Source organism: Sulfurimonas sp. (genome assembly GCF_026988655.1).
Classification (GTDB): domain Bacteria; phylum Campylobacterota; class Campylobacteria; order Campylobacterales; family Sulfurimonadaceae; genus Sulfurimonas.
Map to the genome: position 1 here is coordinate 29,495 of NZ_JALSKT010000080.1, position 15,615 is coordinate 45,109.

Annotated in this window: 16 protein-coding genes; 11 read left to right on the top strand and 5 right to left on the bottom strand. The window is 35.6% G+C overall.

The features are described from left to right. Positions 1-49 precede the first annotated feature (49 nt). Together MV052_RS08690 and MV052_RS08695 are read right to left on the bottom strand one after the other, a co-directional pair. Positions 50-1,450 carry an NAD(P)H-hydrate dehydratase gene (locus MV052_RS08690; protein WP_297443291.1) on the bottom strand — a complete coding sequence of 467 codons (1,401 nt, stop codon included), beginning with the start codon at positions 1,448-1,450 and terminating at the stop codon, positions 50-52. A 2-nt stretch (positions 1,451-1,452) separates the two neighbouring features. After that, a complete protein-coding gene (locus MV052_RS08695) occupies positions 1,453-2,187 on the bottom strand; it encodes an ATP-binding protein (protein WP_297443294.1) in 735 nt (244 codons plus the stop codon). Positions 2,188-2,525: 338 nt separating this feature from the next. Here MV052_RS08695 and MV052_RS08700 point away from each other — a divergent pair, with 338 nt between their 5' ends. The 7 genes from MV052_RS08700 (at position 2,526) to MV052_RS08730 (ending at position 10,518) form a co-directional block, all read left to right on the top strand. Further along, positions 2,526-3,488 carry a KpsF/GutQ family sugar-phosphate isomerase gene (locus tag MV052_RS08700; protein WP_297443297.1) on the top strand — a complete coding sequence of 321 codons (963 nt, stop codon included), beginning with the start codon at positions 2,526-2,528 and terminating at the stop codon, positions 3,486-3,488. Positions 3,489-3,491: 3 nt separating this feature from the next. Continuing rightward, the gene (locus MV052_RS08705; RefSeq protein WP_297443299.1) at positions 3,492-4,295 is read left to right on the top strand and encodes a pseudouridine synthase; all 804 of its coding nucleotides are present in this window, start codon (positions 3,492-3,494) and stop codon (positions 4,293-4,295) included. Positions 4,296-4,298: 3 nt separating this feature from the next. After that, the gene (locus MV052_RS08710; protein WP_297443301.1) at positions 4,299-5,474 is read left to right on the top strand and encodes a replication-associated recombination protein A; all 1,176 of its coding nucleotides are present in this window, start codon (positions 4,299-4,301) and stop codon (positions 5,472-5,474) included. Positions 5,475-5,524: 50 nt separating this feature from the next. After that, positions 5,525-5,812, top strand: a complete 288-nt coding sequence (locus MV052_RS08715; RefSeq protein WP_297443304.1) for a hypothetical protein — start codon at positions 5,525-5,527, stop codon at positions 5,810-5,812. Positions 5,813-5,815: 3 nt separating this feature from the next. After that, positions 5,816-7,786, top strand: coding sequence for a methyl-accepting chemotaxis protein (locus tag MV052_RS08720; RefSeq protein WP_297443307.1), 1,971 nt, complete (start codon positions 5,816-5,818; stop codon positions 7,784-7,786). A gap of 11 nt (positions 7,787-7,797) precedes the next feature. Further along, complete coding sequence (locus tag MV052_RS08725; protein ID WP_297443309.1) at positions 7,798-9,024, top strand: PP2C family protein-serine/threonine phosphatase; 1,227 nt, start codon at positions 7,798-7,800, stop codon at positions 9,022-9,024. A 189-nt stretch (positions 9,025-9,213) separates the two neighbouring features. After that, positions 9,214-10,518, top strand: coding sequence for a malic enzyme-like NAD(P)-binding protein (locus tag MV052_RS08730; RefSeq protein ID WP_297443312.1), 1,305 nt, complete (start codon positions 9,214-9,216; stop codon positions 10,516-10,518). Here MV052_RS08730 and MV052_RS08735 read toward each other — a convergent pair. Next, positions 10,515-11,165 carry an MqnA/MqnD/SBP family protein gene (locus tag MV052_RS08735; protein ID WP_297443315.1) on the bottom strand — a complete coding sequence of 217 codons (651 nt, stop codon included), beginning with the start codon at positions 11,163-11,165 and terminating at the stop codon, positions 10,515-10,517. The two genes, MV052_RS08730 and MV052_RS08735, sit on opposite strands and share 4 nt — an antisense overlap. 197 nt (positions 11,166-11,362) lie before the next feature. Between MV052_RS08735 and MV052_RS08740 the strand changes: the two genes are divergently transcribed. Genes MV052_RS08740 through MV052_RS08755 form a run of 4 tightly spaced genes read left to right on the top strand, consistent with a single transcriptional unit; the run spans position 11,363 to position 13,803 of the window. After that, positions 11,363-11,584 (top strand): MoaD/ThiS family protein, encoded by a 222-nt coding sequence (locus MV052_RS08740; RefSeq protein ID WP_297443318.1) that lies wholly within the window; start codon positions 11,363-11,365, stop codon positions 11,582-11,584. A 3-nt stretch (positions 11,585-11,587) separates the two neighbouring features. Then, positions 11,588-12,028, top strand: coding sequence for a molybdenum cofactor biosynthesis protein MoaE (locus MV052_RS08745; RefSeq protein ID WP_297443321.1), 441 nt, complete (start codon positions 11,588-11,590; stop codon positions 12,026-12,028). An 18-nt stretch (positions 12,029-12,046) separates the two neighbouring features. Beyond that, positions 12,047-13,258 (top strand): gephyrin-like molybdotransferase Glp, encoded by a 1,212-nt coding sequence (gene glp / locus MV052_RS08750; RefSeq protein ID WP_297443324.1) that lies wholly within the window; start codon positions 12,047-12,049, stop codon positions 13,256-13,258. Then, the gene (locus tag MV052_RS08755; RefSeq protein WP_297443327.1) at positions 13,258-13,803 is read left to right on the top strand and encodes a hypothetical protein; all 546 of its coding nucleotides are present in this window, start codon (positions 13,258-13,260) and stop codon (positions 13,801-13,803) included. The genes glp and MV052_RS08755 overlap by 1 nt, the downstream gene beginning before the upstream one ends. Before the next feature lie 25 nt (positions 13,804-13,828). Here MV052_RS08755 and MV052_RS08760 read toward each other — a convergent pair whose 3' ends face one another. After that, positions 13,829-14,791, bottom strand: a complete 963-nt coding sequence (locus tag MV052_RS08760; protein WP_297443329.1) for a HupE/UreJ family protein — start codon at positions 14,789-14,791, stop codon at positions 13,829-13,831. Continuing rightward, positions 14,791-15,600, bottom strand: coding sequence for a peptidylprolyl isomerase (locus MV052_RS08765; protein ID WP_297443332.1), 810 nt, complete (start codon positions 15,598-15,600; stop codon positions 14,791-14,793). Before MV052_RS08765 ends, MV052_RS08760 begins: the two co-directional genes overlap by 1 nt. Positions 15,601-15,615: the final 15 nt, after the last annotated feature.

Consider the following 15,615-nt stretch of genomic DNA (forward strand, 5'->3'; position numbering starts at 1 on the left):
TAAAGTATTTCCTATATTTATTAATTACTGATTTATATCATAAGCTATCTTATAACTTTCCAATACCTTCGATTAAATCACGAGGTGTAAGAGAAAAATCAGTACCAGTGTAGATTTGTGCCAATTTTGTATGTGCAAGAGAAGCATGAAGTGCTGCGTTTAGTGCTGAATATCCCTGTGCTAAAAGTGCGCCTATAAGTCCACTAAGAACATCACCACTCCCACCTTTTGCAAGTTTGGAACTACCATGAGGATTGATATAAAACTTTTTATCTTCTCCTATGATTACATTTGCTCCTTTTAAAAGCAATACTGCATTTGGATAAGTTTGACAAAAAAGTTCTACATATTTAAAGCGATTTTCTTGTAGTTCTTTGACCGTGATATTTGCTAAGTTTACTGCGTTTAAAAGGAGAACAAACTCTTTTGGGTGGGGAGTAAGAACGATATTACTGCGTTTGAGAAGTGTATGTATTATTGGCATATAAAATATATCTGCATCTAAAACTAAGGGAAGTGTGTTGTCAAAGAGTGTTTCTAGTTCTGTATCACTAAACTCAAGGCCTAGACCCATGCCACAAGCTATAGCAGTAGTGTTTTTTGGAAGTTTATGTGCATACATTAAAGTGTAAGGAAGGGCTAGTGTTTGTTCATTTTCAAAGCCTACTAAAGTGACAAGTCCTGCACCAAATTTTAAAGCTGTTAGTGCGCTCATGATGGCAGCACCAGACTTTTCACCACAAGCAATGCCTAGATGGCCAAAAGAGCCTTTATGTGCATTCTTTTTTTTACGTAATGGAAGTGCTAGATCATTCAAGTCTAAAAGCTGCCAGTTTGTAGGCACTTCATATATCTCACGTGCGATTCCAAGCTCTATCACTTCAATTTTCCCTACAAAATCTTTTGCTTCATCTAAAAACATTGATTTTTTGAGAGCACCCATAGTGAGCGAGATATCAGCTTCAAATGTTGTCTGTGCACATTGTCCGTTTTGTTTGAGTCCACTTGGAACATCGCAGGCAATTTTATATGCTTTGGCTGCGTTTAGAGTCTGTAGTACTGCGTTTAGCTCGGGTGAAAATTCACCTTGAAAGCCTGTACCTACTATGGCATCGACAAGAATGTCACATTCTTGTAGTTCATCTATACTTGGAATATTTAGAGCGCTAGCTCTTTTTTCTTGTAAAAGAGCCATTTGTGATCTTGGCTTTTTGACAAAATAAAGGTAAACCTCAAAAGTTTTGTGAAGGAGTCTTGCAAGGGCTATGCCATCAGCACCATTGTTTCCACTACCAACTACAATGATAACTTTTTCATTATTTGAAAAATTGCCTTTGATGAAAGAGGCCATGCCTTGTGCGGCATGCTCCATAAGTAAATCTTCACTTAAATGAAATTTGCTGTAACACCTTGTATCAAGGGAGGAAACTTCATCAAATAGCTTTTGCATAGTTACAGCTCAGGATCGTACTCGTTGATTTTAACCATGCTACTTTTAATATCATTAAATAAAAGTGTAGGATAATCAGTTCTGTATTGATAATAAAATTTGTTTTTCTGTAGTGTCTTGAGTGTAGCTGTATTGAAATAATTGGCATTAGAACATTTACCTACAAACAAGAAAGAGAACAGTAGCTTGAGGTGTGGGTTTTCAAATGTTGGATGTGGTTGTGCCAAAAATGTAAAACCATATTTTTGAAGATTGACAAAGCTTAACATATAGAGTAAAAAGTCTTCAAATTTTGTGTAAAAACCATTAAGGTTCTCAATATCGTGAAAAAAGTAGTAGTAGTTATCAAGTAAAACTTGTTGTGCAATAATTTGGGATAGTTTACTTTTTTCATCTCTTTTGTTTGAAAAGAATGTAGGGTTTACTGCAAGATAGATGTGCTTTCTCTGTGCTACTAGTTCATCAAACGCAGCTTCAAACTCTGCTGTCTCATCAAAACGAATGTAGTTAAAGTGTTCGTCTTTATATCTTAACTCCACATCCTCTTCATTTGAGTTTGCAAAATCCATATAAAATGTAGGCACTTCACTGTCGATAACAAAGTTTCTAATTCTGCATGCTAAGTTCGTTTTCCCTGAACCTTCTTCACCCAAAATTAGAGTATTGTGATGTAAAATCCTTTCCTCTAATTTTAAAGCATCAATTGTATCCATATATTTACCAATAATATTTCTCATTCGTCTTCCTCATAAAATCATTAAGTAAGAGACCATAAATAATTTCCCAGTCAACAACATTTAAAAGGTTTAGATTCAAGGCAAACTTTTGTTGGCGATGCCGAGCATCGTTGACGAAAGTTTAACGCAGAAGATGAGCCTTTTAAATGTTGCCCTACGGGTGATAAGAGAAGCCACAAGCTACTGCGTTAAAAACACTTGAAGCTACTAGTAGCTCCTTCGTATTTTCGCCTTGCATCTTATGGCTTCTCTTATCATTGACTTGGAAGCTATTTATGGTCTCTTACTTATTTTGTAACATTATATCTTCTTGATGTTAAAAAAGGTATAATTAGGCTATGAATTATAAAACAATTGCGCAAGAAACGTTAAATATTGAAGCACAAACCTTAGCTGATGCTGCGAAAAATATTGGTGATGAATTTGATAAAGCGGTGGAGATTATACTTAACTGCAAAGGCAAACTCGTTGTCAGTGGTGTTGGAAAAAGTGGTCTTATTGGGGCTAAAATGGCGGCAACTTTTGCTTCTACTGGTACACCGAGCTTTTTTCTTCATCCGACAGAAGCACTTCATGGTGACCTAGGAATGATAGGCAAAGATGATGTGGTAATTGCTATAAGTTACTCGGGTGAAAGCGAAGAACTGAGCTCAATTTTACCGCATATCAAGCGTTTTGGGATTCCTTTGATAGGAATGACACGAGACAAAAACTCTACACTTGGTCAATATAGTGACTTAGTGATCGATGTAGTCGTAGAAAAAGAGGCTTGCCCACTTAATATCGCACCGACAAGTTCAACAACACTGACATTAGCTTTAGGTGATGCTTTGGCGGTTTGTTTGATGAAAGCGAGAGATTTTCAAAAGAGTGATTTTGCATCTTTTCACCCTGGTGGTGCTTTAGGTAAAAAACTCTTTATAAAAGTAAGCAATTTGATGCAAAAAGAGAACTTGCCAATTTTACATGAAGATGCAAAAGTCAAAGATGCCATTCTTGCAATCAGTGAAGGACGTCTTGGAACGGTGCTTATTTCAGATAAAGAGGGGCGACTCATTGCACTTATGAGTGATGGAGATGTTCGTCGTGCTTTACTCAGTGAAGATTTTTCACTCGAAGCAGATGTCTTAAAATATGCAACATTAAACCCTATGACTATAGATGATGAAGAGATGCTTGCGAGTGACGCACTTGTTTTAATAGAAAATAAAAAAATTCAACTTCTTGTCGTTACAGATAAAGAGGAAAAAATACAAGGCGTATTACATATTCATACGCTAATTGAAAAAGGAATATCATAAACAATGATGCGATTAAATAAATACATAGCACACTACTCAACTTACTCTAGAAGAGAAGCAGACAAGGCTATACAAGATGGTTATGTCCGTGTAAATGGAGAGATAGAAGAAAATCCTGCTACGCAGGTACAAGAGGGAATAGATATTGTCTACATAAGCGGAAAACAAGTCTCTCCACAAGAAAAATATACGGTTATCGTTTACAACAAACCAAAGGGTGAGCTTGTAACAAAATCTGATCCTAAAGGGCGTAAAACGATTTATGATACTTTAAGTAAAGAGTTTAAACATTTTATCCCCGTTGGACGTCTTGACTTTGCGAGTGAGGGTTTGCTTCTTTTAACAGATGCTTCCCATGTTGCAACTTCTTTGATGGAGTCTGATTTGGAGAGAATTTATAAGCTTAAAATCAAAGGGGAAGTAACACCAGATATGGAAGATGCGATGCTCAATGGTATTTTCCTTGCAGATGCAAGCGCCGGTGCTCACTCTCACTCTAAAATTACCTCTATGGATATTAAGCCATTTATCGGCTATAAAATTCAAAAAAATCAGCCAAACTACTCGATACTCAAAGTGGCACTCAAAGAAGGGAAAAACCGTGAGCTTCGTCGTTTCTTTGCACATTTTGGTGCTGAAGTGGCTGACTTAAAACGTGTGAGTTTTGCAGAAATAGAACTCAATAACCTGCCAACAGGAAAAACAAGATATTTAACAAGAAGTGAATACTCTGCTTTGTATAAATTTTTAAAAGAAGAGAAAAAAAGAGCCAAAGAGAAAAAAAGAAACACTACAGAAGAAGAATAAAACGTGGATTTTACTCACTTGCTTCGTCCTACTGCGTTTGATGACATCATCGGGCAAGAGCATTTAACTGCGTTTGATGCACCACTGCGTATCTTATGTGAAAAAGAAGCACTTGGGCATAGCTTTTTTTATGGTCCTGCAGGAGTGGGTAAAACTTCCCTATCCCGTGTTATAGCTAAAGTGATGCAACTTCCCTTTTATGAACTCAATGCAACATCGCTCAAAGTAGAACAACTCCGAAAGATATTTGAGCAGTACAAAAATGCACTGCAGAAGCCTTTGATATTTATCGATGAAGTGCACCGCCTCTCAAAAAACCAGCAAGAAGTTTTACTACCTGTTATGGAAAACAACTCGGTGTTAGTTATTGGTGCTTCAACAGAAAATCCTTTTTTCTCACTTACCTCTGCTATGCGTTCACGCTCTATGCTTTTTGAGCTCAAAACCATTACGAATAGCGCTCTTGAAAAATTACTCAACACAGCAATGGAATCTGTAAATATAGAAATAGATGCAGATGCAAAAGAGTATCTTGTTGTAAGTAGTGGTGGTGATGCAAGAGCTATGTTAAAGCTTTTAGAGTTTGCTTTGAATGTCCAAAGTAAGCTAACTTTAGAACTTTTAAAGTCTTTACGTCCAAATGCACTCCAAGCTGGAAGCAGTGAAGCTGGTGTGCATTATGATTTGACTTCTGCACTTATTAAGTCTATTCGTGGTTCGGATGCTGATGCTGCTATTTACTATCTTGCACGACTTATTGACGGTGGTGAGAGTGCAGATTTTATTGCACGTAGATTAGTCATACTCGCAAGTGAAGATGTTGGAAATGCAAATCCTCAAGCACTCACACTAACAACTTCTACACTAACATCTGTTAGTAAGATAGGCTATCCTGAGGCAAGGATTATTTTAGCACAAGCCGTTATCTATCTCTGTGCATCACCAAAATCAAACGCAGCGTATTTAGCAATAAACAAAGCACTTCAAAGCGTAAAAGATGGCAATATTCTAAATATCCCAAAAAGCATAACACAGCAAAATGAAGGCTATCTCTATCCACATGACTTTGGTGGTTATGTAGAACAAGAGTACCTTGAAAAACCATTCAAATTTGTAAAGTTAAAAACGATAGGATATGAGAAAAAAATGCAAGAGTGGTTGAAAATCATTAAAAAATAAAAAAACTTTAGATACAATCAGATATTATATTAATATACAGGAATTCAAATATGGAACTATCTACATCTTCTAATGTTGTTACAATTAAGGGTAATATAAAAAATCTCTCTGACCATCAAGCTATTAAAGAGGCTATAGATGCGCTCGCAACAACAAACAAAAATATAAAAATTAAAATTACAGACTCGATTTCTATAATATCATCTGTCATAGGCTACCTTAACAAACTCGTACTTAAAGATGGAGTAGATATTTCTATAGATGTAGGAAATGCACAACTAAAAGAGCTTTTTGATGACTTAAATTTAACAACACTCTTTAAGGTGAAAAAGGTTTAAGTGATGAGCATCAAAGCAAAATTAAATCTAATTATAGCAATTGTAGTTTCATTTTCATTGATAATTATTGCCCTTACTGTGATAAAAGCAGTAGAACAAAACAGCAATCTCAGCAAAGTACAAGACTTAAATACACTTTCTCAAAAGTTGAGTCTTCTAATCCATGAAACACAAAAAGAGAGGGGTGCTTCTGCTGGATTTTTAGCTTCTAAAGGTGAAAAATTTGGAGCAATACTGCAAAAGCAAAGAGTGTTAACGAACCAGCGTTATAAAGATTTTTTAGTTTATGAAGGTTCTTTAAATAAAGAAAATTTTTCTAAAGAGTTACAAGCTGAAATAGCATCTCTCAAAAGTAATCTCTCTCGGCTTGATAAAGTACGCTCTGCAGTAGATAATTTGCACATAAGTGTAAAAGATGAAGTGAAGTACTATACGAGTGCAAATACAAAAATTCTCAATATTGTAGCATTGACCGCAAAACTAGCAAATACGCCAGCACTTGTAAAAGCACTCGATGCATATACAAACTTTTTAAAATCAAAAGAGAGAGCAGGGATAGAGCGAGCAGTGCTGAGTGGAACTTTTGCAGCAGATAGCTTTGCGGATGGTATGTTTGCAAAATTTATCACTTTACTTGCGCAGCAAGATGCCTATATGGATGCTTTTGTGGCTATGGCAACGCCTGAGTCAAAAAAACTCTATAAAGATACGATGAACTCCCCAGTAGTAGCTGAGGTCAACAAAATGAGAGCGATAGCAAAAGCAAAAGAGGGTAAGTTTGGTGTAGATAGTGAAGTATGGTTTAAAACTATCACAAAAAAAATAAATTTACTCAAACAAGTTGATGATGGTTTAGCAAAAAACAATACTAAACTTCTTGATGAGATTATCTCTACATCAAAAACAAAAACGACTATTATCCTCATCGCTTATATTGCATTTACTATTATGATATTTGTGATTATTTTACTTATCAGCAAGGGCATAAACAGAAGTGTGCAAGAATCATTACAAAAGATTCAATGTGTCTCAAGTGACCTTGACCTCTCTTGCAATGTCATTGTTGAAGGAAATGATGAGATTTCTCAAATATCAAGAGCCTTACATATAATGGTAACTGCGTTTAAAGAGACAGTATACAATGCTCAAGATGTAGCAGCAAGAACATCAAGTGAGAGTCTGAAGCTCAATAGTGTAGTTGAGTCATTAGCCCAGAACTCACAAAAAGAAGAAGAGCAGATTAAGGGGATTAATACGCTAGTTTTAGAAGTCGGAGGAAAGCTTGACAATGTAGAAGAGGCAACTATAAGTGTGACAGAAGACCTTGAAGTTACATTTAAGGTTTTAGATGGATTTGTTGAAAAACTTCACGATGTTGTGTATTCAATTGAAAATGGAAGACAAGAACAAGAAGAGTTAGTGAACAAGGTTGCATCATTGACAGAACAGGCAAAAAATATTAAAGAGGTCTTGGCAATTATAGCAGATATAGCAGATCAGACAAATCTTCTTGCTCTAAACGCAGCAATAGAAGCTGCACGTGCAGGTGAGCATGGACGTGGTTTTGCTGTTGTAGCGGATGAGGTAAGAAAACTTGCAGAGAGAACACAAAAATCTTTGAGTGAAATAAGCGCAAATGTAAATCTCATTACACAAAATGTTGTAGAAATTTCTGAAGAGACAGATAGAACTTCTAGTAGCATGTTACATATTTCAGAGTCTGCTCAGGAACTTATCGAATCATCAAATGAGACAAAAGAAAAACTGAGTGTGACGAAGAAAAAATCTGTTAAAGTGATGCATGAGAGCATTTACATAGCAACAAAAACAAAAGATATGATAATAGCAGTTGATGAAGTTGTTGAAATTTCAGAAAAAAATAGCTCTTTAAGAGAAGAAGTACAAGGTGCTGTAGAAATACTTTCGCATGATGCAAAAACAATGCAAACAGAACTGAATAAGTTTAAGATTTAGTATCGCTGTATATGAGAACTGATTATGATACGTACCAAGAAGAGTTAGCCTTTCAAAAAGAGTTAAATATTTTAAGAAATGATTTTTATTATCAGTTACTTGATGATAAAGATATTGCTTTAGTTGACTTTATGTATAAACCACTTGATACTTTAAGTGGCGATGCCTATACGGCAAGAAGAGTTGATGAAAACAGAACTTTTTACTTGATAGTAGATGGTATGGGAAAAGGGCTTTCTGCTTCGTTAACAAGTATGATAATGACAACTTTTGTTAATCATATCATAGATAAAATGATAGAGCATGAAAGTTTTAGTCTTGACATCTTGCTGGAAGAATCCATCGCCTTTATTAAGCCAATACTTTTAGAAGAAGAGGCTCTCTCGATTGATTACATCCTCTTTGATACTCATTTTAAAACATTGGAGTATGCAAAATTTTCTATGCCAGTGTTTTTACTTGAAGATAAATTGGGCAATATTGTACGCATTGCATCGAACAATCCTCCTTTGAGTAAATGGCAACAAGAGTATAAAACAGCATTTATTGATGTGAGTGATATCCATAAGTTTCTTTTTTATAGTGACGGTATAGTGGAAAACTCTTTAGTAGAAGGTGGAACCTATGCTGACAAAGTGGAAGAAGATTTTAAAAACTCTTTTACTCGTGAGGAGATAAAAGAGAAAATATTATCAAAAATAGCTAAACAAGAAGATGACTTAACTTTGATTTTTATCAATACACTTTGTTTAGACTCGGCAAATTTACTCACTCAAAGAAGTTTTAACTCGACTCTAGAGGATGTAGATAGAGCAAGTCAATGGTATAGTGAAATATGGCAGAGTGTGAATGCTAAAAAAGATCTTATTAGCACTGCTTCCGTAGTATTTAGTGAGCTTTTTATGAATGCTTATGAGCATGGTAATTTAGGTCTGAGTTCACATGAAAAACATCTATTGCTTGAAAATGACAACTATTTTGAGAGATTACAAGAACTACAGAAAAGTTGTGATAAAACAATAAAAGTCAAAGTATATAAACTTGATGCATCTGATGCTAACTATATTGTTACGCAAATTTTTGATGAGGGTAAAGGGTTTGATACCCAAATTTTAAGTGAAATATTTCGTAATTCACAAAAATTTAATGGTCGGGGTGTTTTCATCTCACGTAGTAATTCTATGGGTATTTATTATAATAGAGCAGGAAATTGTGTTTTGTTCCTTCATAAACTCTAAACTACGGTAAATCAAAACGCGTAAGTCATTCTCAGCTTGACTGGGAATCTAGCTTATAATTTCATATAAACTAGACCCTGAATCAAGTTCAGGGTGACTTAAGTTCATGGTGACTTACGTTTTGAAGTTATCTTATGTTTAGTCAATTAGTATATAATTTAGTTATAAAAATAATAAGGAAATAGTATTATGTCGGAATCATCATCATTTAAAAATGAATCATTAGAATATCATAGAGCCAAAAACGAATTTGATACCAACGGAAAAACGGGAACATTACTTACTAAACCATGTAAAACTGCAACAGAGTTATCTATGGCTTATAGTCCTGGAGTTGCTTACCCTTGTTTAGAGATCGAAAAAAATCCTGAATTAGCATACGAATATACGAACAAAGGAAACCTTGTAGCCGTTGTGAGTGATGGAACAGCAGTGCTTGGTCTTGGAGATATTGGTGCTTTAGCAGGCAAGCCTGTGATGGAAGGTAAGGGCGTACTTTTTAAATCATTTGCAAATGTTGATGCTGTTGATATTGAGCTAAATACAAAAAGTAGTGAAGAGATTATCAATATCGTAGCAGCGATGTCTGATAGCTTTGGTGGTATCAACCTTGAAGATATTTCTGCACCAAGATGTTTTGAGATAGAAGAGCGTTTAAAAGCCATCTGTAATGTACCTGTGTTTCATGATGACCAACATGGTACAGCGGTGATAACCACTGCTGGGCTTATGAATGTTATAGAGATGAGTGGCAAAGAAGCTAAAGATCTTAAAGTTGTTATCATTGGGGCTGGGGCTGCAGGGATAGCTTGTGGAAATATGTATAAAAATCTTGGGGTAGAGAAGATTACTATGCTTGACTCTAGAGGTGTCATCCATAGCGGTAGAGATGACTTGAACAAATACAAAAAACTGTTTGCGCTTGAGACAGAAGATAGAAGTCTTGAAGATGCAATGAAAAATGCGGATATGGTGCTTGGGCTTTCTAAACCTGATTTGATTACACCCGAAATGGTAAAAAGTATGTCTGATACTAATCCTATCATTTTTGCTTGTGCAAATCCAAACCCTGAAATTACGCCTGATGTTGCAAAACTTGCAAGAGCCGATATTATCATCGGAACAGGAAGAAGTGATTATACGAACCAAGTAAATAACGTTCTTGGTTTCCCTCAGATTTTTCGTGGGGCACTTGATGCAAGAGCGACAAAAATTACTGAAAATATGAAACTTGCAGCTGCACGTGCTTTAGCTGCTCTAGCCAAAGAAGATGTTCCTCAGCGGGTAAAAACAGCACATAACAGAGAAGATATGAGCTTTGGACGGGAGTATATTATTCCTTCTCCATTTGATAGAAGGGTTTTAGTTTGGGTTGCTTCTGCGGTTGCTCAGGCTGCTATAGATGATGGTGTTGCACGTGTGAAGGATTTTGATATCGATGCATACAAAATAAAACTACAAAAACTAGCTGATCATTTAGACGCAAAAGCCTAAATTTTTTTTGCTTCTTTGTAGAACTTCTTGAGGCCAGCTTTGGCCTTGGAGTCTAAATCGTAAGAGATAAGTGTGAGATAATCTAAAATATCTTGCTTTTGTATATGTGTTCTTTTAGAAGCTTTTTCTAAAAGATACTGAGGAATTTTTATACTGCGTTTGAGAAACTCTTTTTCTATATTTTTATATCTTTTTTTGTTTTGATGATAACAAAGCACTGCAAAAACAAAGGGTAAGTGGTATTTTTCATTCCATCTTTTTGCTAAATCTATGTAGTCCTTGTTTTTTAGCGCATATCGTAAGGCTTTATCTCCTATAAGAACTTCTCCTTGAAGATTTAAAAGGCTTGCAAGAACATTTGAAGAGGCTGATTCTGCATCTTTTTTTGTATCTTTTGAAGGAATGACTATAACGCTATTGACTTCTTTTTTAGCGATGATACCAAGATTGACAGAAGCTGAGTTTTTTGCGGTGATACTAGAGATAAACGCAGCATCTACTCTTTTGTTTAAAAAATCATTATTGATTTTTGCTGGAACATTTTTTTTGTATTCCATAGAGAGTTTTTGCTGGTTTGATCTTGTATAGCGTTTCATAAATATATGAAATGGTAAGAGGTTGAGGTATTCTATTTTTCCAAAAATCATGTGCAATTATACATCACTTAACTTATCTTAGATATAATTGCCTCAATGAAATCACGGTAAATTAAAACTAAGATAACTTCAAAACTCAAGTCACCCTGAACTTGATTCAGGGTCTAGTTTATATGAAATTATAAGCTAGATTCCCAGTCAAGCTGAGAATGACTTGAGTTTGTATAATGAAATGAAGGTAAAAAGAAATGGTAAAAGTAGAATTTTTAGGACCAATACAAAAAGATGCTTTAGAATTAGATATAAAAAATTTGAACGAATTAGCAGCAATTTTGCAAAAAGATGAACAGATGAAAGAGTGGCTAGAGACTTGTGCAGTAGCTGTGAATGATACACTTGTCTCAACACTTGAGCAAGAGCTTAAAGATGGTGATAAAATTTCATTACTTCCTCCTGTTTGTGGTGGATGAGTTATGCTTTATTTGTATGATGGCGCACTAGACGTACCTAAAATCTTAAAAGATTGGTATGAAGAAGAAGCAAAAAGCAACTACGGTGCATATATTCCCTTTGTGGGAACAGTACGCGCTGAAGATGAGATAGATGGGCTCAGCTTTGACATTTATGAACCAATTTTAGAGTCATGGTTTCAAGCTTGGCAGGAGAGAGCAAAAGCAAAAGGTGCCATCATTAAAATGGCACACTCACGTGGCGATGTTATGTTGCACGAATCATCATACATTGCAGCGGTCTTTTCTCCTAAACGCAGAGTTGCTTTAGAGTTTATTGATACCTTTGTAGAGGACTTCAAAGCCAGTGCACCTATCTGGAAATATGACCTTAAAGATGGAAAAAGAATCTATGCAAAAGATCGTTCAACAGCCATAAAAGGCAGCGGGCTTTTAGCGAAATAAAATGAAGGATAATGAACTGTGAATTTTTTATCATATGAAACAAGTCAAAATATGCTTGAACTTTTAGAAGTAAATGCAAACAGATTTGAGAGAGTGCCCCTGAGTGACTCTCTGGGTAGAGTCTTGGCTGTAGATATAGCTGCTAGATATAATGACCCGCAATTTCCAACGGCTTCTATGGATGGCTATGCTGTGAAGCATGAAGATTTAGCTCTTGGAGAACTCACTGTTCTTGGAGATAATCCTGCTGGACATGATGAAGTGCGAGAGATTCAAACTGGAGAATGTATCAAAACTTTTACTGGTTCTATGATGCCAGCGGGTGCAGATACGCTTATCCAGATAGAAAATGTCACTTTTGCTGATGGAAAGATTACTATCAATGAAGTTGTTCCTTTGGGCTTTTCTGTACGCCCAATTGGTGAGGGATACAAAGCTGGTGATGTTTTGATAGAAAAAGGGACGAAGATAGGTTTCGCTGAGATAGGTGTGATGGCAGGGCTCAATCAAGTGATGGTTCCCGTGAGTGTTCGTCCTCGCGTAGCCGTGATAGCTACAGGGAGTGAGATACTTGATCTTGGAGAGCCGAGTGATAATCCTGCACAGATTAGAAGTTCTAACAACTATACACTTGCAGCACTCTTTGAGCAAGCAGGAGCAGAGGCTATTCAGTTAGGAACTGCACCTGATGATAGAGATGCCATCATGCAGACCTTTGAAAATGCACTTTCATGTTCAGACATTTTAGTCAGTACAGGTGGGGTAAGTGTAGGTGATTATGATTTTGTAAAAGATATCGTCCCTCGTTTAGGTGCTGAGGTTATCTACAAAGGGGTTGCTATTAAACCAGGACGTCATATCATGGTAGCAAAACGGGAAAATAAATTTATCATTGCACTTCCAGGGTTTGCATACTCTTCAACTGTTACAGGGATCTTGTATGCTCTACCTTTGATTGCGAAGATGCTTGGTAAAAAGGAGCCTTATAAAACTGTAGCAGCAAAACTGCAAGAGGACTTCAAAAAACGTTCTCCTTTTACTGAATTTACTGCATGTAATGTTGTTGTAGAAGATGGTGAGTATTTTGTGAATTTTGAAGGTAAAAAGGTCGGAAGCTCAGCAATTCTTGTCAATATGCTTCATGACTCAGCACTGATGGTAGCGGGAGAAGATGATAAATTTCTTGAAGCAGGTACCTATGTAAATGTCATTCTTTTGGAGAAATTTTAATGAAAGCACTCTCTATAGATGGACAAAGCCATGAGTTAAAAGAGCTTGAGTTAAATATGACTGCAAACACTGTATATACATTTTTTAGCTCGATTTTGATAGATGAACTTGAGGGCATTAAAGAGCATATCATCTATAGTGACGCAAATGCTCTTGGTGAAAAAAAGCAAGCTTATTTTATTGGTGAGCGACTTGTTTTAGGCGATGCTTTAGTTTTTGGTAGAGAAGCCATCAGCGATGTAGATGTAAAAATAACACAAGAAGAGTTAGCTTCTTTAATCAACCCAAATATAAATGAATTTTACAAAAGTGTTTTAGAACTTCTTGCACAAAGTGAAATGAACCTTTATAGAACTTTTGTGGTTGAGAAAAACGGTGAGAAACTGGCTCTTAATGCTGAGTGGGTGCTTTATACCTTTAACATTGCAGATGAGAGAACAAAAGAGTACTTTATCAATGAGCTGAAAAAAGTGCTTGAAGCAGATGAAAGTGTTGCAGAATATATACAAAAAATGGCACAACTTGCTATGAATGCGGCAGGCTAACTAAACGCAGTAGAAAACTTTTGTTTTAAAAAGAGAAAACTCTTTGGATAAACCAAAAACTAGAGATAATACCTATGAGATAAGCAGTGATGTGTCTTATGTGTTTTGGCTCTTTTTTCATAAAATTTTTGAAGAGTAAAAGAACAAAACCTACTACTAAAATAAATAAGAGTTGCCCAACTTCTATACCTAGGTTAAAAGCAAAAAGAGAGAGTGGAATCTCATCTTGAGGTAAGCCTATAGTTTTTAAAACATTGGAAAATCCAAAACCATGTAACAAACCAAAGATAAAAGCAATAACTCCCAAATGTCTTTTTGTAAGAGTATCTTCTTTTGGTGTGGCTAACTCTCTTGCTAAGAAAAGTATGCTCAGGGCTATCATCGCTTCTATAAAAACAACAGGAAGATCGACAAGACCAAGCATAGCACAAGCGAGAGTGATAGAGTGTGAAAGTGTAAACGCAGTAACAGCGTATAATAAGACCTTAATGTTGCGTGCAAGTAAAATCAATGAGAGTACAAAGAGAAGGTAATCATAGCCTGAGAGTATATGATGAATCCCTAGTTTGACATAAGAGATAAAAAGTGTGAGATTTGAGCTCTTTTTATCGAGATAAATAAAGGGTTTATCAGCACGAAGCAGAGCTGTTTTACTGCGTTTAGGACTTTTATATTCTATCAAAACGCCTCTATTTTGTTTGATAAGTCCATCTATCCAGATACGTGCATCTAAAAGTCCCTTTTTTTGAAAATCCATTGTGTAGTGATTGATAACAAAACCATTTTGTATCTTTTGCAGATTTTTGTGCGTGATGCTACAGTATGATGGATAGTTGATGCTTATTTTGTTTGCATTGATATCTTGGAGTGGACTTTTGTAGAGTACGTCGATGTGTTTGTTTACATCCTCTGTTATGTTGATATACGAGAGTCCTGATTGGTGGGCTAAAAGCAAAAATGGAAAAAGAAGAAAGAGAAATTTGAGCATTATTTTTGTACTCGTATAGCATAAGAATTTTGCATCTGTTTAAGTGTTTTTTGACGACTTTTTGCTCTACGCTGCGTTTGAAAATCTTGAAGCACCCTCTCTTGTACTTCTTCAAAAGGGTAAGGCTCAAGCGTGTCATAATCTACAAGATAGACAAATTCTAAACCTTTTTTTGATGGCAGAGCAGGGAGCCATTTTTCTTTTTTAGCTTGAAAGATTGTAGTTGTAAAATAGTTTCCAAATCTACTGCGTATTTGCTCTTTAGTCTGTTTTTTTATCTCTTTATAGGCACTAAAATTACTGCTTTTTTGTAAAAGTTCATAAAAATCTTTTTGCGCTTTTTTTGATAAGCTGTCAAAATGTATAAGATAAAAAGAGATGTTTTTTCTTTGTGAATAGTCTTTGATATGCTGAGTATAATAAGCTTTGAGTTCACTCTCATCTGGCTGCGTTTGCGAAGCAGTAGAATTAAGAATAAAGTGCATTTTCTTGAGTAAAATGTTGTCTATCTTCGTATCATTTTTGTAGAGTTCAAGCCCGTAAGCTTCTTGCAAGAGTATTTTTTTCTCTAGGGCTTTTTTAATTAAGGCAGAGAGGATGCTTGCGTCAGGTTTTTGATGAAACTCGGACGCATAACTGCGTTTGAGTTCGTTTATTTCATTTTTACCCAGAGATATTTCTTGTTTTTGGTTTTGCACAGGAGCGTTCTTATCTACTGCGTTTAGAGAATAAAAAAGATAGATAAAAGCACCAAGAAGTAAAAAATGCACTAAAGGTTCACGAATAAAATTTCTTATAATATTTTTCAACTAAACAATCCTAAA

Excerpts from the sequence above, each read along its gene's own strand:
- MV052_RS08705 (WP_297443299.1), top strand. The coding sequence starts at position 3,492 with ATGATGCGATTAAATAAATACATAGCACACTACTCAACTTACTCTAGA.
- MV052_RS08740 (WP_297443318.1), top strand. The coding sequence starts at position 11,363 with ATGGTAAAAGTAGAATTTTTAGGACCAATACAAAAAGATGCTTTAGAA.
- MV052_RS08735 (WP_297443315.1), bottom strand. The coding sequence starts at position 11,165 with ATGATTTTTGGAAAAATAGAATACCTCAACCTCTTACCATTTCATATA.
- MV052_RS08725 (WP_297443309.1), top strand. The coding sequence starts at position 7,798 with ATGAGAACTGATTATGATACGTACCAAGAAGAGTTAGCCTTTCAAAAA.
- MV052_RS08760 (WP_297443329.1), bottom strand. The coding sequence starts at position 14,791 with ATGCTCAAATTTCTCTTTCTTCTTTTTCCATTTTTGCTTTTAGCCCAC.
- MV052_RS08745 (WP_297443321.1), top strand. The coding sequence starts at position 11,588 with ATGCTTTATTTGTATGATGGCGCACTAGACGTACCTAAAATCTTAAAA.
- MV052_RS08720 (WP_297443307.1), top strand. The coding sequence starts at position 5,816 with ATGAGCATCAAAGCAAAATTAAATCTAATTATAGCAATTGTAGTTTCA.
- MV052_RS08755 (WP_297443327.1), top strand. The coding sequence starts at position 13,258 with ATGAAAGCACTCTCTATAGATGGACAAAGCCATGAGTTAAAAGAGCTT.
- MV052_RS08695 (WP_297443294.1), bottom strand. The coding sequence starts at position 2,187 with ATGAGAAATATTATTGGTAAATATATGGATACAATTGATGCTTTAAAA.
- MV052_RS08700 (WP_297443297.1), top strand. The coding sequence starts at position 2,526 with ATGAATTATAAAACAATTGCGCAAGAAACGTTAAATATTGAAGCACAA.
- MV052_RS08730 (WP_297443312.1), top strand. The coding sequence starts at position 9,214 with ATGTCGGAATCATCATCATTTAAAAATGAATCATTAGAATATCATAGA.
- MV052_RS08715 (WP_297443304.1), top strand. The coding sequence starts at position 5,525 with ATGGAACTATCTACATCTTCTAATGTTGTTACAATTAAGGGTAATATA.
- MV052_RS08690 (WP_297443291.1), bottom strand. The coding sequence starts at position 1,450 with ATGCAAAAGCTATTTGATGAAGTTTCCTCCCTTGATACAAGGTGTTAC.